This window comes from Clostridium transplantifaecale, assembly GCF_900626075.1.
In the GTDB taxonomy this organism is placed as follows: domain Bacteria; phylum Bacillota; class Clostridia; order Lachnospirales; family Lachnospiraceae; genus Otoolea; species Otoolea transplantifaecalis.
Genome location: NZ_UYZY01000003.1, coordinates 48,827 through 70,125 on the forward strand (window position 1 = coordinate 48,827; position 21,299 = coordinate 70,125).

Annotated in this window: 18 protein-coding genes; 17 read left to right on the forward strand and 1 reads right to left on the reverse strand. The window is 49.3% G+C overall.

Annotation, left to right across the window (positions count from 1 at the left end):
• The first annotated feature begins 34 nt into the window (after positions 1 to 34).
• The 13 genes from EJL91_RS11850 to EJL91_RS11910 all read left to right on the forward strand — a co-directional run bounded on the left by EJL91_RS11850 (position 35) and on the right by EJL91_RS11910 (position 14,818).
• Positions 35 to 1,801, forward strand: a complete 1,767-nt coding sequence (locus EJL91_RS11850; RefSeq protein ID WP_125142194.1) for an acyl-CoA carboxylase subunit beta — start codon at positions 35 to 37, stop codon at positions 1,799 to 1,801.
• A 338-nt stretch (positions 1,802 to 2,139) separates the two neighbouring features.
• The gene (gene hgdC, locus EJL91_RS11855) at positions 2,140 to 2,946 is read left to right on the forward strand and encodes a (R)-2-hydroxyglutaryl-CoA dehydratase activase HgdC (protein ID WP_125142195.1); all 807 of its coding nucleotides are present in this window, start codon (positions 2,140 to 2,142) and stop codon (positions 2,944 to 2,946) included.
• A gap of 21 nt (positions 2,947 to 2,967) precedes the next feature.
• Positions 2,968 to 4,407 (forward strand): (R)-2-hydroxyglutaryl-CoA dehydratase subunit alpha, encoded by a 1,440-nt coding sequence (gene hgdA / locus EJL91_RS11860; RefSeq protein WP_125142196.1) that lies wholly within the window; start codon positions 2,968 to 2,970, stop codon positions 4,405 to 4,407.
• Between the two features lie 4 nt (positions 4,408 to 4,411).
• Complete coding sequence (gene hgdB, locus EJL91_RS11865) at positions 4,412 to 5,563, forward strand: (R)-2-hydroxyglutaryl-CoA dehydratase subunit beta (protein ID WP_125142197.1); 1,152 nt, start codon at positions 4,412 to 4,414, stop codon at positions 5,561 to 5,563.
• 514 nt (positions 5,564 to 6,077) lie between these two features.
• A complete protein-coding gene (locus EJL91_RS11870) occupies positions 6,078 to 6,842 on the forward strand; it encodes an SDR family oxidoreductase (RefSeq protein WP_125142198.1) in 765 nt (254 codons plus the stop codon).
• Between the two features lie 67 nt (positions 6,843 to 6,909).
• The gene (locus tag EJL91_RS11875) at positions 6,910 to 7,935 is read left to right on the forward strand and encodes an alcohol dehydrogenase catalytic domain-containing protein (protein ID WP_125142199.1); all 1,026 of its coding nucleotides are present in this window, start codon (positions 6,910 to 6,912) and stop codon (positions 7,933 to 7,935) included.
• Between the two features lie 108 nt (positions 7,936 to 8,043).
• Entirely contained in the window at positions 8,044 to 8,826 is a 783-nt protein-coding gene (locus EJL91_RS11880; RefSeq protein ID WP_125142200.1) for an IclR family transcriptional regulator, read from the forward strand.
• Between the two features lie 112 nt (positions 8,827 to 8,938).
• Positions 8,939 to 9,922 (forward strand): C-terminal binding protein, encoded by a 984-nt coding sequence (locus EJL91_RS11885; protein ID WP_125142201.1) that lies wholly within the window; start codon positions 8,939 to 8,941, stop codon positions 9,920 to 9,922.
• A 31-nt stretch (positions 9,923 to 9,953) separates the two neighbouring features.
• Complete coding sequence (locus EJL91_RS11890; protein ID WP_164516826.1) at positions 9,954 to 11,000, forward strand: 2-dehydro-3-deoxygalactonokinase; 1,047 nt, start codon at positions 9,954 to 9,956, stop codon at positions 10,998 to 11,000.
• A complete protein-coding gene (locus tag EJL91_RS11895; protein ID WP_125142203.1) occupies positions 10,988 to 11,881 on the forward strand; it encodes a dihydrodipicolinate synthase family protein in 894 nt (297 codons plus the stop codon). The genes EJL91_RS11890 and EJL91_RS11895 overlap by 13 nt, the downstream gene beginning before the upstream one ends.
• Positions 11,882 to 11,918: 37 nt before the next feature.
• Positions 11,919 to 13,022 (forward strand): DctP family TRAP transporter solute-binding subunit, encoded by a 1,104-nt coding sequence (locus tag EJL91_RS11900; protein ID WP_125142204.1) that lies wholly within the window; start codon positions 11,919 to 11,921, stop codon positions 13,020 to 13,022.
• Positions 13,023 to 13,050: 28 nt separating this feature from the next.
• Complete coding sequence (locus EJL91_RS11905) at positions 13,051 to 13,539, forward strand: TRAP transporter small permease (RefSeq protein ID WP_125142205.1); 489 nt, start codon at positions 13,051 to 13,053, stop codon at positions 13,537 to 13,539.
• Positions 13,532 to 14,818 carry a TRAP transporter large permease gene (locus EJL91_RS11910; RefSeq protein WP_125142206.1) on the forward strand — a complete coding sequence of 429 codons (1,287 nt, stop codon included), beginning with the start codon at positions 13,532 to 13,534 and terminating at the stop codon, positions 14,816 to 14,818. Before EJL91_RS11905 ends, EJL91_RS11910 begins: the two co-directional genes overlap by 8 nt.
• Before the next feature lie 183 nt (positions 14,819 to 15,001).
• Here EJL91_RS11910 and EJL91_RS11915 read toward each other — a convergent pair whose 3' ends face one another.
• Positions 15,002 to 16,507, reverse strand: a complete 1,506-nt coding sequence (locus EJL91_RS11915; protein WP_125142207.1) for a putative polysaccharide biosynthesis protein — start codon at positions 16,505 to 16,507, stop codon at positions 15,002 to 15,004.
• Between the two features lie 666 nt (positions 16,508 to 17,173).
• Between EJL91_RS11915 and nifS the strand changes: the two genes are divergently transcribed.
• The 4 genes from nifS to EJL91_RS11935 all read left to right on the forward strand — a co-directional run bounded on the left by nifS (position 17,174) and on the right by EJL91_RS11935 (position 21,235).
• A complete protein-coding gene (gene nifS, locus EJL91_RS11920; RefSeq protein ID WP_125142208.1) occupies positions 17,174 to 18,367 on the forward strand; it encodes a cysteine desulfurase NifS in 1,194 nt (397 codons plus the stop codon).
• Between the two features lie 112 nt (positions 18,368 to 18,479).
• Positions 18,480 to 18,917 carry a Fe-S cluster assembly scaffold protein NifU gene (nifU, locus tag EJL91_RS11925; RefSeq protein ID WP_125142209.1) on the forward strand — a complete coding sequence of 146 codons (438 nt, stop codon included), beginning with the start codon at positions 18,480 to 18,482 and terminating at the stop codon, positions 18,915 to 18,917.
• A gap of 3 nt (positions 18,918 to 18,920) precedes the next feature.
• A complete protein-coding gene (gene mnmA, locus EJL91_RS11930; protein WP_125142210.1) occupies positions 18,921 to 20,000 on the forward strand; it encodes a tRNA 2-thiouridine(34) synthase MnmA in 1,080 nt (359 codons plus the stop codon).
• A complete protein-coding gene (locus tag EJL91_RS11935) occupies positions 19,997 to 21,235 on the forward strand; it encodes an N-acetylmuramoyl-L-alanine amidase family protein (protein WP_125142211.1) in 1,239 nt (412 codons plus the stop codon). The genes mnmA and EJL91_RS11935 overlap by 4 nt, the downstream gene beginning before the upstream one ends.
• The last annotated feature ends 64 nt before the right edge of the window (positions 21,236 to 21,299 follow it).

Here is a 21,299-nt window from a genome sequence, read left to right on the forward strand (position 1 = left end):
TAGTTAAGTGATTAAAGAATAGGAGAATGAAGACATGAATATGTATTCCATGCCAGGATATTTCCAGAACATGCCTACAATTGGTAAAGAACTGGTTAATCCGAATCCGGAAAATGAGCAGGAAATCAAAGCTGTTGAGAGTGACATCCATGAGTCTATCAAAAAAGCTCTTGCAGCAGGCATCACTTCTGAAGAGAAGTTAAACGAGCGCGGACAGTTATCTGCTATGCAGCGTATCAACGCATTAATCGATGCTGGTACATGGTGCCCGTTAAACAGCCTTTTCAATCCTGAGAATAACAAATTCGGCACAACAAACATCGTAAACGGCCTTGGCCGCGTAGATGGAAAATGGGTTTATATCGTAGCTTCCGATAATAAGAAGATGGCCGGCGCCTGGGTACCTGGACAGGCTGAGAATCTGCTTCGCTGCTCCGATGCTGCCAAGATGATGCATCTTCCATTAATCTACTTACTGAACTGCTCCGGTGTAGAATTCCCGAACCAGGATAAAGTATATCCAAACAGACGTGGCGGCGGTACACCATTCTTCCGCAACTCTGAATTAAACCAGCTCGGTATTCCGGTAATCGTAGGTATCTACGGAACCAACCCTGCAGGCGGCGGATACCACAGTATTTCCCCGACCATTCTGATCGCACATCAGGATGCCAACATGGCAGTCGGCGGTGCAGGTATCTTATCAGGTATGAACCCGAAGGGATATATCGACGACGAAGCGGCAGAGCAGATCATCGCAGCTCAGATCGAAAACAGCAAGCTGAAAGTTCCGGCTCCTGGTTCCGTTCCGATCCACTATGATGAGACTGGATTCTTCCGTGAAGTATACCAGAACGACTTAGGCGTAATCGAAGGTATCAAGAAATACATCAGCTACCTTCCTGCTTACAACTTAGAATTCTTCCGTGTTGACACACCAAAGGCTCCTCAGCTTCCTGCAGAAGACCTTTACAGCATCATTCCGATGAACCAGAAACGTCCGTACGATATGTACGAAGTAATCGCACGTCTCTTCGACAACAGTGAATTCTCCGAATTCAAGAAGGGTTACGGCCCGGAGATGATTACAGGTCTGGCTAAGGTTAACGGTCTGTTAGTAGGTGTTGTAGCCAACGCACAGGGTCTTCTGATGAACTATCCGGAGTACAAACAGAACTCCGTAGGTATCGGCGGAAAGTTATACCGTCAGGGCCTTATCAAGATGAACGAGTTCGTTACTCTTTGCGCACGTGACAGAATCCCGTTAATCTGGTTACAGGATACAACTGGTATCGATGTAGGCGATGAGGCTGAGAAAGCTGAGCTTCTTGGTTTAGGACAGTCCCTGATCTACTCCATTGAGAACTCCAAACTGCCATCCTTAGAGATCACAATCCGTAAGGCCAGCGCCGCTGCCCACTATGTACTTGGCGGACCTCAGGGCAACAACACCAACGTATTCTCTCTTGGTACAGGTGTTTGCGAGTATTATGTAATGCCGGGCGAGACGGCTGCAAACGCTATGTACTCAAGAAAGCTGGTTAAAGCGAAAAAAGCAGGTGAAGATTTAACTCCAATCATCGGAAAGATGAACGACATGATTCAGATGTACACAGACAAGTCCCGTCCTAAATACTGTACAGAAAAAGGTATGGTAGACGAGATTGTCGATATGACAGAGATGCGTCCATACATCCAGGCATTTACTGAGGCTGCTTATCAGAACCCACAGTCCATCTGCCCGATGCATCAGATGCTCACACCAAGATCCGTTCGTGAATTTCAGACCTTCGGTAAATAATTGATTTATATCTAAAAACAAAGTGAATGTATAAGTGAAAACGCTGCGTGCATAAAACAATTGATAGTTGATAGTAAGATAGTAGATAGTAAAAAAGTCTGAGACTTTTCAGATAAATCGGGCAAGGGCTGCTGGAACCTTTGCTCGATTTATCTGTATCCCCGGGCGGATAAAGGTTTTTTTATAACTGTCTTATCAATTATTTTATAGCGTTTTATGTATTTTCCAGCGACTTTTAGCACGTTTTGTGGTATCATGGACTCGTAAGCGGTGTGCCTGGATATGCCGGAACGCCGTGTAATAAGAACTTTTTAGCCTAATGAAAGGAAATAGATACAATGAGCGCAATTTATACTTTAGGTATCGATGTCGGCTCCACAGCCTCCAAATGCATTATCTTAAAAGACGGCAAGGAGATTGTGGCGAAATCGCTGATTGACGTCGGCGCAGGTACCAGCGGACCGCAGCGCGCGATTGAGGCCGTGCTCGATGATATAGGCATGAAAAAGGAAGAGATGGCTTATACACTGGCAACAGGCTATGGCCGTACCTCTCTGATGGACGGTATTGCCGACAAGCAGATGAGCGAGCTTTCATGTCATGCCAAAGGAGCTTCCTTTCTGTTTCCAAATGTCCACACAGTCATCGATATCGGAGGACAGGATGTCAAAGTCCTGCACATTGACAATGGTGCAATGACCAATTTCCAGATGAATGATAAGTGTGCGGCCGGAACGGGACGGTTCCTGGATGTTATGGCGCGCGTTTTGGAAGTAAAAGTAGCAGATCTGGGCAGGCTCGGCGCAATGTCCCAGAAGAAGGTGGGAATCAGTTCCACCTGTACCGTTTTTGCCGAGAGTGAGGTTATAAGCCAGTTGGCGATGGGAACCGACAAATGCGATATTATTGCCGGAATTCACCGCTCGGTGGCTCATCGTGTCACAGGGCTCGCCCACCGTATCGGTGTGGTGCCGGATGTTGTTATGACCGGCGGCGTTGCTCAGAACCTGGGTGTTGTTCAGGCACTCCAGGATGAGCTTGGATGTCCGATTAAGATTTCCCCGCTGACACAGTATAATGGTGCGCTTGGCGCCGCTCTGCTTGCATGGCAGGCTGCCAGCCGCCGCAGTAGTAGTAATTCATAGAAAGAATGGAGGATAATTATTATGGCAAAACAAGTTAGTCCTGGCGTTCTCGCACTTCGTAAGGTCGTTGACGACGTCCACAAAGATGCACGCGAGGCCAAAGCAAGAGGCGAGTTAGTTGGCTGGTCCTCATCCAAGTTCCCATGTGAGCTTGCAGCAGCATTTGATCTGAATGTTATGTATCCGGAGAATCAGGCTGCTGGTATCGCTGCAAACCGTTACGGTGAGTTAATGTGTCAGGCAGCCGAAGATCTGGGTTATGACAACGATATCTGTGGATATGCCCGTATCAGCCTTGCTTATGCAGCCGGCGTACGCGTATCCCGTAAGTATGATCCGGAGACAGGAGAGTATATCATTGATCCAAGCACCGGAAAGCCATTAAAGGATGCAGACGGAAACGTTGTAATCGACGAAGCTACCGGTAAGCCGAAGAAAGATCCTAAGACTCAGACTCCTTACCTGGTACTGGATAACCTGCTTGAGATTGAAGCTCTTCCGGACGGCCCTGAAAAAGAGCGCCGTATGGAAGCGATCGCTACAATCCGCCAGATGCGTATTCCGCAGCCGGATTTCGTTCTGTGCTGTAACAATATCTGTAACTGTATGACAAAATGGTACGAGAACATTGCCCGTATGTGCAATATTCCTCTGATCATGATCGATATCCCATACAACAATACAGTAGACGTACATGACGACAACGTTAAATATGTGCGCGCACAGTTTGACAAAGCAATCAAACAGCTGGAAGAACTGACAGGTAAGAAGTTCGATGAGAAGAAATTCGAGCAGGCCTGTGCAAATGCAAACCGTACCGCGCAAGCTTGGTTAAGCGTTTGTGATTACCTTCAGTACAAACCCGCTCCATACAGCGGTTTCGACCTGTTCAACCATATGGCCGACGTTGTTACTGCACGTGCAAGAGTGGAAGCTGCCGAAGCATTTGAGCTTCTTGCAAGAGATCTGGAAGAGACTGTTAAGAAGGGCGAGACAACCACTCCATTCCCGGAGAAATACCGTGTTATGTTCGAGGGTATCCCATGCTGGCCAAAACTTCCGGCTCTGTTTAAACCACTGAAAGAGCATGGAGTAAACGTTACAGCCGTTGTATATGCACCTGCATTCGGTTTCGTTTATAACAACATCGATGAGATGGCCCGTGCTTACTATAAAGCTCCGAACTCTGTCTGCATCGAGCAGGGTGTTGACTGGCGTGAAGGCATCTGCCGCGACAATAAGGTAGACGGCGTTCTCGTTCATTACAACAGAAGCTGTAAACCGTGGAGCGGTTATATGGCTGAGATGCAGCGCCGCTTTACCGACGATCTGGGTGTTCCATGCGCAGGCTTCGACGGTGACCAGGCTGACCCGCGTAACTTCAATGCCGCTCAGTACGAAACACGTGTACAGGGCCTTGTAGAAGCGATGGAAGCAAACAAGCAGGCAAAGGAGGTATAATCAGATGAGTGTTAATGCATTATTAGACGAATTTAAAGTTAAGGCTGCCACTCCGAAACAGCAGCTTGCAGAATACAAAGCACAGGGTAAGAAAGTCATCGGTGTTCTGCCATATTATGCTCCGGAAGAATTAGTTTATGCAGCAGGTATGGTACCGATGGGAATCTGGGGTTCCAACAATAAGACCATCAGCCGTGCAAAAGAGTACTGTGCAACATTCTACTGCACTATCGCACAGCTTGCGCTTGAGATGCTGTTAGACGGCACCATGGACGATCTGGACGGTATTATCACACCAACTATCTGTGATACCCTGCGTCCTATGAGCCAGAACTTCCGTGTTTCTATGGGAGAGAAGATGGCAGTCATCTTCCTGGCACATCCACAGAACCGTTTTGAAGACTTCGGTCTTCAGTTCTGTGTTGATCAGTACAGAACAGTTAAAGAAGAGCTTGAGAAAGTATCCGGCAAAGAGATTACCAATGAGGCAATCCAGGATGCAATCAAAGTTTACAATAAGAGCCGTGCAGCCCGCCGTAAATTCGTAGAGCTGGCAAGCGCTCACTGCGACGTAGTTACACCTACCAAGCGTTCCGCTGTATTAAAGGCATTCTTCTTCATGGAGAAACCGGAATACATAGCTAAGCTTGAGGAACTGAACGCAGAACTTGAGAAACTTCCGGTCTGTGACTGGCAGGGCACCAAGGTTGTTACTTCCGGTATCATCTGTGACAACCCGAAGCTGCTTGAAATTTTCGAAGAGAACAATATTGCTATCGCTGCAGACGACGTTGCCCACGAGAGCCGTGCATTCCGCACAGATGCTCCGGAGGACGAGGCCGACGCTCTGATGGCACTGGCAAAACAGTTTGCTAACGTGGACTACGAAGTTCTTCTGTATGATGCAGAGTCTTCCAAGAACCGCCGCGGCGAGTTTATTGCAAATATGGTAAAAGAGAGCGGAGCTCAGGGTCTGGTACTGTTTATGCAGCAGTTCTGTGATCCGGAGGAGATGGAGTATCCATACCTGAAGAAAGCTCTGATGGCTGCAGATATCCCGCACATCAAACTGGGTATCGATCAGCAGATGCGTGACTTCGGTCAGGCAAGCACTGCTATCCAGGCATTTGCAGATGTTCTGGAGATGAGAAAGTAATTTAGCGGATGAAAATCCGGGGAATAGAGGGCGCTCCTGTAAAAGGGGGCGCCTTTTTCTGTGGAGGAGGGAGAAATGAGGATGCGGATGGGGAGGTCCGGGATGGGGAGCGGAGGTAGGGAGAGTCTTCGGTCCCGGGCTTTAGGCTGCTGCAGGCGGGGATTGTTGTGGGCGCTAGGTGGGATTGAGGGATGGGGGATTGCTGGCAGTGGGTACATTATAGAGACTGTTTCTATGTTTTTTGTAGAAATGGTCTTTTTTTGTTGGTGAGGAGAAGGGGGAAAGTGGGGATTGGTTCGGACAGGTACAATATAGATGAATTTTACAGAGTAAAATGAATAAATAGATAAAGAATCTGATAAAAAATAGACAATTAGTGAATTGTATGGATTGCATAATAATAAATATTTTTTTTGTGAATATTTTCTGTTGTATTGATTGTCCATGTATTTTATAATGTTTTTAGTAAATAAAACTTAGTTTTATACAATAAAATATTCTGGAGAGGAGAAGTATGGTTTTAGACAGTTTTGTTTTGAAAGGCAAAGTTGCCCTCATCACAGGGGGAGGGACGGGGATTGGTTTGGGGATTGCGCGGGGGCTGGCGGAAGCGGGGGCGGATGTGGCCTGCGTATATAACAGCCATAGGCCCGATGAGCTGGAGGCATATGTAAAAGGGCTGGGAGGTGAGTTTCTTGCGGTCCGCAGGGATTTGTCTGAGATGGAAAGTCTGCCGGAGGTGATGCGGTGCGTGCTGGAGAAGTTTGGACGGCTTGATATTCTTGTGAATAACTCCGGCATCTGTCCTCGGGAAGCGGCTCTGGATTACAGTGAGAAGACATGGGACGATATTATGCAGTTGAATTCGAAGACGGTATTTTTCCTTTCTCAACTGGCTGCCAGGCAGTTTATTGAGCAGAAGTCAGGGGGGAAGATTATTAATATTGCTTCGATGATGTCTTACCTGGGCGGTTTTAATACGGCGGCTTATACGGCCAGCAAGCATGCGGTGGCTGGACTTACGAAGGTGCTTGCCAGCGAGTGGGGAGGCAGGGGGATTAATGTCAATGCGATAGCTCCCGGGTGGATTTGTACCAATCTGTCGGCGCCGCTTCGGGCGGATCCGCAGAGGAATGAATCGGTGAAGGCCAGAATTCCGCAGGGAGACTGGGGAACTCCGGAAGATTTTAAAGGGGTGGCGGTACTTCTTGCAAGCCACGCTTCAGATTACATTAACGGCGTGGTTATTCCGGTTGACGGAGGTTATCTGACTAAGTAAGAAAAGATGTTCAGACAGGTAGGTGTGGTTGCCTGATCAGCTTAGCGGGCAGGAGGAGAGTGATTGAATGAAGGCATTGGTGTTGAACGGTGCATATGATTTAAGCTTTGAGGAGAGACGCATGCCGGAGCGAAAGGACGGGGAGCTTCTGATCAGGATGCGGGCTGTGAGCATTTGCGGTTCTGATATCCATGCGATCAGAGGGGAACAGCCGTTATTTACCTTTCCAAGGGTAATAGGGCATGAGATAGCGGCAGTCGTGGCGGATGCTGGGGATTCCACGAAATTCAGGGAGGGGGACAGTGTATGTGTCATGCCATGCATCTCCTGTGATTCCTGTATGGCCTGTAAGGCGGGGAAGACGAACTGCTGCAGTTGTCTGAAGCTTTACGGTGTCCATGAAGACGGAGGTCTTCAGGAGTATTTATCGCTGCCCGAGCGGTTTTTACTTAAGAATCCGTTTCCGGACAGACAGGAGGAGGCGGCACTCATAGAACCGCTGACCATCGGTTATCACGCCGTATCGCGAATGCGGCCGGGACGGGGAAAGAGACTCCTGATTCTCGGGGCAGGACCAATTGGGACCGCATGCGCGGTGTGTGCGGAGGCGCTTGGGATGAATGCGGTATTGGCAGATATTAACCCGGCCAGGCGGGAATTTGTCCGGAAAACCTTTGGTTTCTCCGTCTTTAATCCCCTGGATGAGACGGAGAAAGCAGATGTCATGGGTCAAATTGCTCAGGACGGATTCGACGGAGTGATTGATACAACCGCCAATAAGAATTCGATGGAACATGCATTTGAATGGATTGGACATGGAGGTGAGATCGTATTTGTCGGAATGTTTAAAGGGACTCTGGAAATAGATGAGGCCGCTTTCCACATGAAAGAACCGTCGCTTCATGTTACGCGGAATTCGGTGCCCGAAGATTACCGGTCCGTTATGGGGCTGTGGGAAGAGGGGCGAGTGGATCCCGGTCTTTTTATCACAGACAGGACTGCGTTTGAAAACGCGGGGACCGAGGTTTTAAAATGGGCGGACGGGAGACAGGAGGTATTTAAAGGGATTGTGAAATTTAAGGAGGGCGTATAACTTGCCATCAGGTTTTTTTGTTGATATAATTCAATAAAAGATTTTATCAGGGCAGCGGCTGGGTAAAAGCCTGTTTGACAGGCCCTGGGCGAAACAGGAGGGAAACCGGTGAATACAAGTAAGGATTATACAATCAGCGCGGTTCAGAAGGCGTTAAAGCTTTTAAAACTCTTTGACGAAAACCACTTTGAGATGTCACTGTCTGAGATCAGCGCGATGACGGGAGTGGGAAAAAGTTCGACACTGCGTTTGCTTTTTACTCTGGCGTCAGAGGGGTTTATCGAATATGATGAAACGAATAAGACGTACAGTCTTGGACTGGTGCCTCTCCACCTCAGCACTCTGAAGAAAAACCATCTGGATTTGCGCAAGATAGCGGTGCCGTACCTTCAGGAGATAGCGGACCGTAAAAGTGTTATCTGTTATCTTGGAATACGGAGGGAAGACAAGGTTCTGATGATCGAATGTGTCGTACCCAGGGATGTACCCTCATGGGCGCAGCTTATGATCCGCTCGGGCGGAATGAGGGAACTATACTCTACCGGAATCGGAAGATTATTTCTTTCCAGGATGCCAGGGGAGGAACTGGAGGAATATATTCAATCAATCCATGTGGAGCGGTTTACCGATAAGACGGTCACCGATAAGGAGGAACTGCTCAGGATAATCCGAAAGGCCGGGAAAGAAGGATATTCTTTTAATAATGGGGAAAATGAACCATATATTTCCAGTGTCTGTGCTCCGATTTTCGATTACAATAAAGAGATGACGGCAGGGATCAGTATCTGTGGAATTCAGGAGCTATTCGAAGGGGAAAAGAGAGAAGAGGCAAAACAGGATGTAATCAGAACGGCAGGAAGGATATCTGCAAGACTGGGATGTCCTGTATAAAAAAAACAAAGGTAAAAGACGCGTTTTTTTATATAGAATAAAATAAAACTAAGTTTTACTGTATAAAATAAATTGAATAAATTAAAAAAAAGAAATAAAAGCGGAGGATAAAATGGGGGAAGAAAGCAGGGGGAAGAAAATCGTAATAAGCGATTATTACTATGAAAATCTGGACTTGGAGCGTCGGGAAATTGCACAGATTAAGGATGCTGAGCTATTCGATTACCACTGTAAGACGGAGGAGGAAGTGATTGGGGCAGCCAGGGACGCAGACGTGCTGATTGTGCAGTTTGCTCCGATAACGAAAAGAGTCATAGAAAGTCTGGAGCACTGCAGGCTCATCGTCAGGTATGCGATTGGTGTGGACAACATTGATGTGAAAGCGGCTTCCGAAAAGGGAATCTATGTAGCCAATGTCCCTGATTACAGCCTGGATGAGGTGTCCAACCATGCGATAGCCCTCTTAATGGCCTGTGCAAGAAAACTGCCATCCCTGGCGTCGTTGGTAAAAGAGGGGAAATGGGATTACAGTCTCGTGAAACCGCTTTACCGCATGGAAGGAAAAGTTCTGGGACTGGTTGGTTTAGGAAGAATTCCGGCTCTTGTCGCAAAAAAAATGGCCGGTTTTGGCATGAGAATGATTGCATATGACCCCTATATGCCGGCTGAAACGGCAAAAAAGCTGGGCGTAGAGCTGGTGGCCTTGGAGACGCTCCTGGCGGAAAGTGATTACATATCGGTACACTGCCCACTGAACGGGGAGACGCGCCATCTGTTCGACTATGACAAATTTAAGAAGATGAAAAGAACCGCTTTTATAATTAATACGGCCAGAGGTGGCGTAATCTGCGAGGAGGATTTGATAAAGGCGCTTAAAGAAGGGGAGATTGCGGGCGCAGGAATTGATGTCTGTGAAAAAGAGCCAATCGATCCGGACAGTCCGCTGCTTAAAATGGAACAGGCCATCGTAACGCCCCATGTGGCTTGGTATTCGGAGGAGGCAGTTAAGAGCCTGCAGAAAAAGGTTGCCGAGGAGGCAGTCAGAGTACTGAATGGTGAAAAACCGCTGCATCCGGTCAATGTGCCGAAGTCTTAAAAGTCAGTTGAAAATGACGGGAGGGTTAAATATGTTTGCTGTAATTGATTGCGGAACAACCAATACGAGAATTTACATCGTGGATCGGAACAGAACAATTGCGGCCTGCGGCAGCCGGAAAGTAGGGGTCAGAGATACCTCTATTACGGGAAGCAGGGATGCCTTAAGGCAGGGAATCACGGAACTGTTTTTTGAAATCCTGAACGAATATGGAATCAGGGATGAGGATGTGGAATTTGCCGTGGCGTCGGGGATGATTACCTCTGAAATCGGCCTGATAGAGATTCCGCATTTGGTGGCTCCCGCCGGTCTGTCGGATTTGTCGGAGGGAATCCTGGAAGTCAATGATGAAACGGTGCTTCCAATTCACCGGCCGGTTTATTTTATCCGGGGCATTAGAAACCGGTATCCGGAGAATGCACGTGCGCAGGATTTGCGGGACGTCGACTTTATGAGAGGGGAGGAGGTGCAGTGCATTGGAATCATAGAAGAAAAAAAGATAAAAGAACCGTGCAGCATTGTTGCCTTAAGCTCCCATACTAAGGTGATGTATATTGACGAGGGGCAGAGAGTGACCGCCAGCAACACGACAATCAGTGGGCAGTTTTATGAGGCGCTTCTGAATTCCACGAACATCGGAAAAAGCCTGATTAAGGCAGAGGGGGAGGAAGCAGGCGGGTATTCCTTTGAAGAACTTGTGGATACGGCCGTTGACTGTGTGGAGCATGCGGGGCTTGGACGCACGCTTCTTATGCCACGTTTTTTGCAGGTACTTTTGAAAACGGACAGCCGGGAACGCGACATTTTTACCAATGCGGCGATTGCCGCCGATGATTTGAAAGCATTTGAGGAAATGAGAAATAAAGGGTATGACAGCAATCATTACATTTTTTACGGACATGAGAGCCGGTGCCGCATGTATGAGTATCTCCTAAAAAAAAGGTTTGGGGAGGAGCTTGTCATCGAATTTATTTACGATAAAGAGGAGATAGGAAAACTTACAGTTCGGGGTGCAGTTGAGATCGCTTTAGACAAGATAAGGGAAAGAGAAGGGGAGGGGAAGACATGTTTCAGATGAAAGGCGTTATTCCGCCGATGATTACTCCATTTAAGGAAAATGGAGAAGTGGATTATGAGGGAATCAAAACACTGGTCGGTTTTTTGCGCGGTAAAGTGGACGGCGTATTTATCACGGGCTCTTACGGAGGCGGAGCGCTCATGACTCAGGAAGAGAGGATGCGGGTAACGGAAACGGCAATTGAGGCGGCACAGGGGAAAATTCCGGTGATTGTCCAGGTGGGCACTGCGGACTCTTTAAGCACGGCAAAGCTTGCCGTACACGCCAGGACGGCCGGGGCTGCTGCGATTTCTGCCGTCGGACCATATTATTACAAGCATAACGAAGACGAAATCTGCTCCTTTTACCAGACGATCGTAAAAGCGGCAGGCGGGGAAATCCCGGTCTATGTGTATAATAACCCGCAGTTTCAGGGCTACCCGATGGAGTTAAAGCTGATTAAAAAGCTGAAAGAGGACGTGGGAGTTGGGGGGATCAAGGACGCTACCTTTGATATTATGCTCCATGCAAACTATATGCGTCTGTTAAAGGATGAAAACTTTGACGTGGTTCTGGGGACGGAGGCAATGTGGCTGTCTGCATGCTCCCTTGGCTGCAGGGCATTTATTCCGGGAATCGCCAACGCATTTCCAGAAATATGTGAAAAAATGTACCACGAGGGAATCGAAGGCCGGTACGCGGACTGCAGAAAGACACAGTTTGAAGTGAATGAAATGCGGGATATCATGTATCTGGCGCGCTCGACGCAGCTTGCAATATATGCCATGCTGGAAATCAGGGGGATTATCAAGTGCAGCCCGAGAGGCCCGTTTATTCCGGCTACAGAAGAAGAGAAGAGGGCGATAAGCGGCCGGTTAAAGGAGCTCGGGGTGATGAACTAATGCAGACTAACACAACCGTATAAAAAGGAGAGGGAATATGAGAAAAAAATCATTTGCATTATTGACCATTTTAGCAATAGCAGCAGCGCTTGCAGGCTGTTCTGGTAAAAAACAGGGCTCGGGGGAGACGCAGGCGCAGGGATCGGCAGAGAAGGGGGAAACAGGGAAAGAAGCAGCGGAGCAGGAGGCGGCAGGCAATGAAGCGCCAGGGACTAAGGAGACCGAGTATACCCTGAAAATTGCCGTCGGAATCCCGCAGTCCCATAAAGATATCGGAAATATCATGAAAGAAGTGATTGAAAAGGAGACGGGCGGAGCGGTCAAAGTCAACGTATTTGCCGACAACGCCCTGGGCTCCGACCGTGAAGTCCTGGAGGCCGTCCAACTGGGAGATATCGACATCACACTTTCCAACATGGCGCCTCTGGCGGCCGCCTACAGTGATCTTTACCTGTTTGACACGATGTTCCTGATCAGCGACAGGGACGAGGCATATGAAATCCTGGACGGGGAGATAGGACAGAGCATTGCAGAGGGACTGAAGGCAAAGAATTTGAAGACGCTGTCATATCCGGAGAACGGCTTCAGAAACCTGACGACAAACGACAGGGAGGTACATACCCCGGAGGATGTGAACGGTCTGAAGATCCGCGTGATGGAAAATGAAATCCAGATTGCCTACTGGAAGGCCCTTGGCGCCAACCCGACTCCCATGGCGTTTGGCGAGGTGTTCACGGCCCTGCAGCAGAAGACAATCGACGGTCAGGAAAACCCGGTGGAGCTCATCTATGACAACAAGCTGAATGAGGTCCAGAAATATATGATTATGACGCAGCATATTTACAATCCGTTAATTTTAGCAATGAATAATGAAAAATTCGATGCCATGCCGGAGGAATATCAGCAGGCCATCGTGAAGGCGGCAAAGGAAGCAACGGATTATGAGCGCAAGTCGGCTCAGGAGTATGAGCAGGACAGAATCAAAAAGATTGAAGAGGACAAGACGACGGAAGTGATTTATCTTACGGACGGAGAGAGAGCCCAGTTTAAGGAAGCGGTAAAAGAGGTCAACTCGGTCGTAAGGGAAAAGATGGATCACCCGGAATTGTTTGACAAGGCAATGGAAGTCGTGGGAGATTAAGCGCGGATGTAGTCTGGGGGAACGTAATATGTTGAAAAAAATAGATGAACATTTGGAAGATATCCTGCTGGTGACCTTATTATCACTGATGAGCCTGATTATTTTCGTACAGGTTATTATGAGATATCTGATGCATAACTCCCTGAGCTGGTCTGAAGAACTGGCGAGATATCTCTTTATCTGGTCGATCTACCTTTCTGTCAGTTATGCGGCGAAAGAACGCAAGCATATTAAAATTGATGCCGCCCTCTACCTGTTTCCGAAGAAATGCAGGCCGTTTATCCGAATCATCGGGGATATCATCGTTCTGTGCTTTGCCGGTTTTATCATAGCAACCTCATTCAGGCTGGTTCAGAAGATCGGGATGCTGGGGCAGGTATCGGCCGCATTGTCCATACCGATGAATTATATTTATATGGCCCCGCTTATTGGGTTCGTACTGACATTTTACCGGACGGCCCAGAATATACGGCTGCGGATTGTAAATCTGAGGAAAGGGGTGGAGATGGATGACTAGCGCTGTTTTGTTTGGAACCTTTGTCGTCATGATTATATTGAATGTCCCGGTGGGGATTGCACTTGGGATCTCCTCCCTTGCTACCGTCATGCTGAATGCGGAGCTTGGTCTTGGAGGCGGATATATTGCACAAAACCTCGTGACGGCGGTGGATTCGTTTCCTGTTATGGCGGTTCCGTTTTTTATCCTGGCAGGGGAATTTATGGGAGGCGGAGGAATATCCAGGCGTCTGCTGAACGTATGTAACGTTTTCTTTGGAAGAATCACGGGCGGGCTGGCTATTGTGACGGTCGTGGTGTGCATGTTTTTTGCTGCGATTTCCGGCTCCGGTCCGGCGACCGTGGCGGCTGGCGGAGGAATGATTGTGCCGACCATGATTGAGAAGGGGTATGACAGACGGTTTGTGCTGGGGCTGATTGCCGCCGCCGGAAGTATCGGCGTAGTGATTCCTCCCAGTATTCCGATGGTCGTCTACTGCACGTCCACCGGACAGTCGATTACGAAACTGTTTGCCGCCGGATTTATCCCCGGGCTGCTGATAGGACTGGCGCTGATCGGAGTTTCGTATTTTATCTGTAAAAAGCGGGGATATAAGGGTGACGCGGAGGCATTCACCTGGAAAGGGGCGGGCCGGGCAATCTGGGATGGTAAATGGGCCTTAATCAGCCCCATTATTATCCTCGGCGGAATCTACGGCGGTATTTTCACCCCGACGGAGGCTGCGGCGGTATCGGTTATTTACAGCTTTGTGATCGGCGTTTTCGTCTATAAGGAGCTGAAACTGTCGGAAGTGTTTTACGTTATCAGAAGCGCTGCCCTTACCACGGGGACGGTACTGGTGGTAGTCGGATGCGCGGCGGCATTTACGAAAATTCTGACGGTGGGCCATATTCCGCAGCAGGTAGCACAGGCGATCATGCAGTTTACCGACAATAAATGGCTGATTTTCCTTCTGATTAATCTGATGCTTCTGGTAGTGGGATGTTTTATGGACACGATGTGCTCGATTATGATTCTGGCGCCTCTGTTTCTTCCGATTATCCAGAGCTTCGGGATTGACCCGATTCACTTCGGCCTTGTCATGGTGGTCAACCTGGCAATCGGATTCATAACGCCTCCGCTGGGAATTAACCTTTTTGTGGCGGTCAGAGTGGGAGAGGCGACCCTGGACGATGTAATTAAAGGGGTGATTCCGTTCTTAATTGTCATGCTTGTGGTCCTGATGCTGTTGACGTATATACCGGCTATCACGATGTTTATTCCGGATTACTTCTTTTGACGGATGCGCCCGGAAACCGTGAGGGATAAGCGGAATATAGTTTAAAAAGAAAAAGCTGTTTCAAGGAGAAGTTTTCCCCGAAGCGGCTTTTTCTTTTTTTATGAAAATGAAAGATTCGCACTATGAGTTTCACATGGCCGGCATCCACGGCCTGTGTAAGGAGCGTATAGACATCAAAGGGTATTACCGGCTCTTCTTATGCAGCAGAAGCAGCCCTCCCCCATACAGCACACAGACAATCAGCGCCTTCACCACGATAAACAGGAACTCGGCGGGAAGCGCCTGCCGCAGTGTTTCCAGAGACGGTGTCGCGGCATACAGTACCCCGATGGAAACCAGGAGACAGAGGGTCGGTTTCACAATCATGGTGCCCGCATTCAGGCGCACGGGCACCTGGCCGGCCAGGGTGTGGATGTGCAGCCCTGCGAGAATCAGTTCGCTGACGAGGAGTCCCACCAGATAGGCATGGATTCCGTATAAGGGGATGCAGAACACGACGACGGCCAGTGTAATCAGCATGGAGACGGCATTGTGAAGAAAGATAGTGGACGTCATTCCAAGGCCGTTTAAGATGCTTCCCATAGTCGTGGAGAGGTACATAAAGGGACAGAGCCAGGCCAGTATCGTGATAAAGGTTCCGGCGTCCTCATTGTGGTAGACGCTGATTCCAAGGCCGTCGCCAAAGAGTGTGAAGATGCCGATACAGAGGATTCCCATGTAGAGGCTGTAGCGGAGGGCCATAGCGATGGTCCGCTCAATCTTGCGTTCGTTTCCCTCGGCCTGCGCCTCCGATACAGTAGGCAGAAGGACGACCGCCAGGGAGTTGGTGATAGCGGACGGAAAGAAGATAAAGGGCAGCGCCATACCGGTCAGGACGCCGTATGTACTCAGGGCCTCGGCATTGGTAAGGCCGAATTCCAGCAGCTTATTCGGGACGAAGATGGCTTCCAGGCTCTGCAGGCAGTTGAGGATCAGCCGGTTGCCCATCAGAGGCAAGGCCATGGCCATCAGGGGAGCCGCCAGGGAGAGAAAACTGTAAGACGGCCGCGCTGAATGCCCGTTCTTTTTATCTTCCGTTGTAAAGGAGTAGACAAGGAAACTGAAAACAGCGGATGCCGCTTCACCAATCAGCATACCCCAGACAGCCAGGGACACGGAGATTTCCTTGCCGTTTGTCGCCGCCACACTGGCAATCAGGAAGACGGCGCCAATGCGTATAAACTGTTCCAGGAGCTGCGAGAGCGCCGGAACGGCCGTTTTCTTCATACCGTAGTAATAGCCGCAGATACAGGCATGAATCGCCGAGAATGGGATGGACAGCGCCATCACGGGCAGAAGAGGGGCGCACTGGGGTTCCAGAAGGACGCGCTCGGCCAGAAATGGGGCGGTAAGGCGGATTCCAAACATCAGGATGACGGAAATCGTCAGTGATATCGCCAGCCCGGCCCGGAAGGTGCTCCGGCCTTTCTCTGCGTTGGCCGCGGCCAGACGTGAGATAGAGGTCTGGATCGGACCTGCACAGAGGGCAAATGCAATACCGTGGATGGGAAAAATCATTTGATAAATGCCCAGACCTTCCGCACCGATCGTCCGGGACAGGAATATGCGATAGAAGAAACCGAGAATCCGGCTCAGGAATCCGGCGGCTGTGAGCAGCAGGGTTCCGGTGATAAGTGGATTTTTTTTCATATGGACTCCGGAAAAGAGACTTATTATTATATATATTTTACGGAAGGAGAATTATTCGTTACTGTTCATAGGTAACAATAATTTGCTTCTGTTGAGAACTGATACGCCATGCGGTGAATCGAACCGGCCAAAACGGCGCCGCGTACCGTCCAGCGCAGGAAATTTATATATTTTCCAGGTGCAGAGGTAAAATGAGGATAATAAAGGATCGGTCAGGGAAACATAGAAGCGGAAAGTATGCTCTGCGGCGGATAGGATTTATGCTGCTAAAGCGCCCGCCTGCTTTAAATTGGGAAGATGCGGTTCTCCGCCCGGAAGGCACTGATTGTAACCTGTTTTCATACAATAATATAGTTACTGTTCACACCGCATTGCGCTGTGAACAATAACACGCTTCGCGATGCACAGAAACGGCAAAAAGCGCCGTTTCGCGCCGTGTAACTCGGGATTTTCACGCAAGATACGCGCGAAAACGCCTCGCGGGACATGACCTGTGAACAGTAACATAATATATGCCATCGGACACTTTTTGGAGGTAAAATATTATTTTTTTATAAATTAGTAATCATTCCTACTTGTATTTTCTGGATTTTACTATATAATAAGAAGCGTAGATGAAGCTTTTACCTTTATTACTACAAATAAGAAGAAAGGCGGATTTTTATTATGAAACAGATTATTTATCTGGACAATGCAGCTACAACGAAGACGAGACCGGAGGTTGTAGACGCGATGCTTCCGTATTTTACGGAATTTTACGGAAACCCATCCTCCGTATACGATTTTTCGGCAGAGCCTAAGAAGGCGATTGCGGTTGCGAGGGAAACGATTGCCGGAGCGCTCGGCGCAAAAGCGAATGAGATTTATTTTACAAACGGCGGTACCGAGTCGGACAACTGGGCGCTCATTGCCACGGCGGAGGCCTATCAGGCGAAAGGAAACCATATTATTACTACTAAAATCGAACACCATGCGATTATTCACACCTGCGAATATCTGGAAAGCCGCGGTTTTGAAGTGACTTACCTGGATGTGGATGAGTTTGGCGTTGTGAAATTAGATGATCTGAAGAAAGCGATCCGTCCTGAGACGATCCTGATTTCAGTGATGTTTGCCAACAATGAGATCGGAACAATCCAGCCGATCAAAGAAATCGGCGCGATTGCGAAGGAGCACGGAATTCTGTTCCATACCGATGCGGTACAGGCATTTGGCCATGTTCCGATCAATGTGGACGAATGCCATATCGACATGTTAAGTTCCAGCGCCCATAAATTAAACGGCCCCAGAGGCGTCGGATTCCTGTATATCCGGACCGGAGTGAAGGCAAAGGCCTTTATCCACGGCGGAGCCCAGGAGAGAAAACGCCGCGGCGGCACAGAGAACACCCCGGGAATCGTGGGATTCGGCAAAGCGGTAGAGATTGCCATGGCCACGATGAAGGAGAGGACGGAGAAGGAGAGAGCCCTCAGGGATCACCTGATCGAGCGTGTGATGAAGGAAGTTCCTTTCGTGCGTCTGAACGGCCATCCGTCAAAACGTCTTTCAAATAACGCCAACTTTGCCTTCCAGTTTATTGAGGGTGAATCCCTGCTGATTATGCTGGATATGGACGGCATCTGCGGTTCCAGCGGTTCCGCCTGCACATCGGGCTCCCTGGATCCTTCACACGTGCTTCTTGCAATCGGCCTTCCTCATGAGATTGCCCATGGTTCACTCCGTCTGACCCTGAATGAGGAGATCACGATGGAACAGATTGATTTTACCGTGGAGAGCATCAAGAAAATTGTGGAGCGTTTAAGATCTATGTCTCCATTATATGAGGACTACATGAAGAGACAGGCAGTGGCGCACGCATAAGCAGGCTTTTTATCCGCGGGCCGGGAGAAATCGGGTAAAACCGCGGATAGAAACATAACAGGCGCCGCCACATGCATAAAATTTGAGATACGGGCTGAAAGGAGCAAAATACATGTATTCAGAAAAGGTAATGGATCATTTCCAGAATCCGAGAAACGTCGGAGAGATAGAGAATGCAAGCGGAATGGGAACTGTCGGCAACGCGAAATGCGGTGATATCATGAGGATTTACCTCGATATCGACGACAATCAGATTATCCGCGACGTCAAATTTAAAACGTTCGGCTGCGGGGCCGCAGTGGCCACCAGCAGCATGGCAACAGAGCTCGTAAAGGGCAAATCCATACAGGAAGCAATGCAAATTACCAACAAAGCTGTGATGGAAGCACTTGACGGATTGCCCCCAGTTAAGGTACACTGTTCTTTGTTAGCAGAAGAAGCGATCCATGCTGCACTCTGGGATTATTCAGAGAAGCATGGCATTAAAATAGAAGGACTGACTAAGCCAAAGACAGATATCGGTGAGGAAGAAGTCGAAGAAGAGTACTGATACATGGAAAAGAAAAAAGTGGTAGTCGGCATGTCCGGAGGAGTAGACTCCTCCGTGGCGGCCTGGCTTTTGAAAGAACAGGGATATGACGTAATCGGCGTCACGATGCAGATATGGCAGGATGAAGAGCCGGAAGTTCAGGAAGAGAACGGGGGCTGCTGCGGCCTGAGCGCCGTGGACGATGCCAGAAGAGTGGCGGAGCGGCTTGGGATCCCCTATTACGTCATGAATTTTAAAAAAGAATTTAAAGAGAATGTGATGGATTATTTCGTGCAGGAATATATCGGGGGGAAGACTCCCAACCCTTGCATTGCCTGCAACCGTTTTGTAAAATGGGAGTCGCTTCTGAAGAGAAGCATGGATATCGGGGCCGACTATATCGCCACCGGCCACTACGCCAGAATCGAGAAACTGGAGAACGGCCGCTTTGCACTGCGCAAATCAGCGACGGCGGCGAAGGACCAGACCTACGCGCTTTACAATCTGACACAGCATCAGCTAGCCCATACGCTCATGCCGGTTGGTGAATATACAAAAGACGAGATACGTGCGATTGCGGAGAAAATCGGGCTGACAGTGGCGAATAAGCCGGACAGCCAGGAGATTTGTTTCATTCCGGATCACGATTACGCAAAATTTATTGAGGAAAATACCGATTGCCATCTACCGGAAGGCAATTTTGTAGATAAAGACGGCAACATACTGGGCCGTCACCAGGGCATTACCCACTATACGATCGGACAGAGGAAGGGGTTGAACCTTGCCATGGGCCGTCCCGTATTTGTGACGGCAATCCGCCCGGAGACAAATGAAGTAGTAATAGGAGACAATGAAGACGTTTTTTCCAGAAGACTTATCTGCAGTAAGCTGAACTGGATGGCAGTGGACGGACTTCCCGGGGATGGGATGAAAGTGTCTGCCAAGATTCGTTACAGCCATAAGGGCGCACCCTGCATGATCCGAATGATTGGTGAGGATCTGTTGGAGTGCGTATTTGACGATCCACAGAGAGCTGCAACGCCGGGACAGGCCGTGGTATTTTATGATGGGGAATACGTGGTCGGAGGAGGAACTATCTTATGATAAAAACAGCAGGACGCAGGGGGGCGGCATTACTGCTTGGTATGTTCCTGATAGCTTCTTCCGTGGCGGGCTGCGGCGGCAAGTATGAACCGATTACTTTGCAGGCGCAGGAGACCCAGGCTTCGGAGGAAGAGAGCAGGCAGATTCAGGCCGAGAGTGTTACGGATGACGGCAACTCACAGGACGCGGCAGATAAAGCAAAGCAGGAGCGGATGCTGGTGCTGGGGGATGCACAGGACGCGCAGGCGGCGAAAGAAGCCGACGGCGCTGCGGTGGCGGAGATGAGTTCGCTTGAGAATGAACGCACGACTGCCAACGGGTTTACGGACGTGGATGAAACTGTATTTGTAGTGGAGGACCATGTCAATCTCAGGAAGGGATGCGGAACGGAATTCAGTATTGTGACGCAGCTTAAGACGGGCGACAGCATTAAGAGGACCGGGTACAGCGACGGATGGAGCAGAGTCGTATATAAGGACACCACATGCTACGTTATGTCGGATTTTGTCTCCACGGAGGATCCTTCCGGAGAGAACGGGGAGAATGTGATGGCTCTTGAGAACCAGCCTGCCCCGGCCAGCGCCGACGGTTCGGCTGCCGTGAGTAACGGCCGTATTGTGGCAATTGACGCGGGACATCAGGCAAAGGGCAACAGTGAAAAAGAGCCAATCGGTCCGGGTTCCTCCACCATGAAGGCCAAAGTGGCGTCCGGCGCGGAGGGAATCAGCACAAAGCTTCCGGAATACAAGCTGACGCTGTCGGTGTCCAAGAAGCTTAAGAGGATTCTGGAGGAGCGCGGATATAGAGTGGTTATGATCCGTGAGACAAACGATGTGAATCTGAGTAATGCGGAGAGGGCGGAGATTGCCAATAAGAGCGGAGCCTCCATCTTTGTCCGTGTCCATGCCAACTCTCTGGATAATAACAGTGTCCACGGGACACTGGCCATGTGCCAGACATCGGGGAATCCTTACAACGGAAACCTTCATGAACAGAGCTATTCACTTTCTAAGAAGATCACGGACTATGTCTGTGCCGCAACCGGTTTCAAGAACCGGGGCGTGCAGGAAACGGACAGCATGAGCGGCATTAACTGGTGTACCATCCCGGTATCCATTGTGGAGATGGGATTCATGAGTAACCCGGAGGAAGACCAGAAGATGGCGCAGGAGGACTATCAGGAACTGATAGCCGCCGGTATTGCCAATGGTATTGATGCCTATTTCGGTCAATGATTAAGTGAAAAATAAAATGAGACGGCCTGCAGGCCCTGTGATTGTGATATACAATACTTTCGCG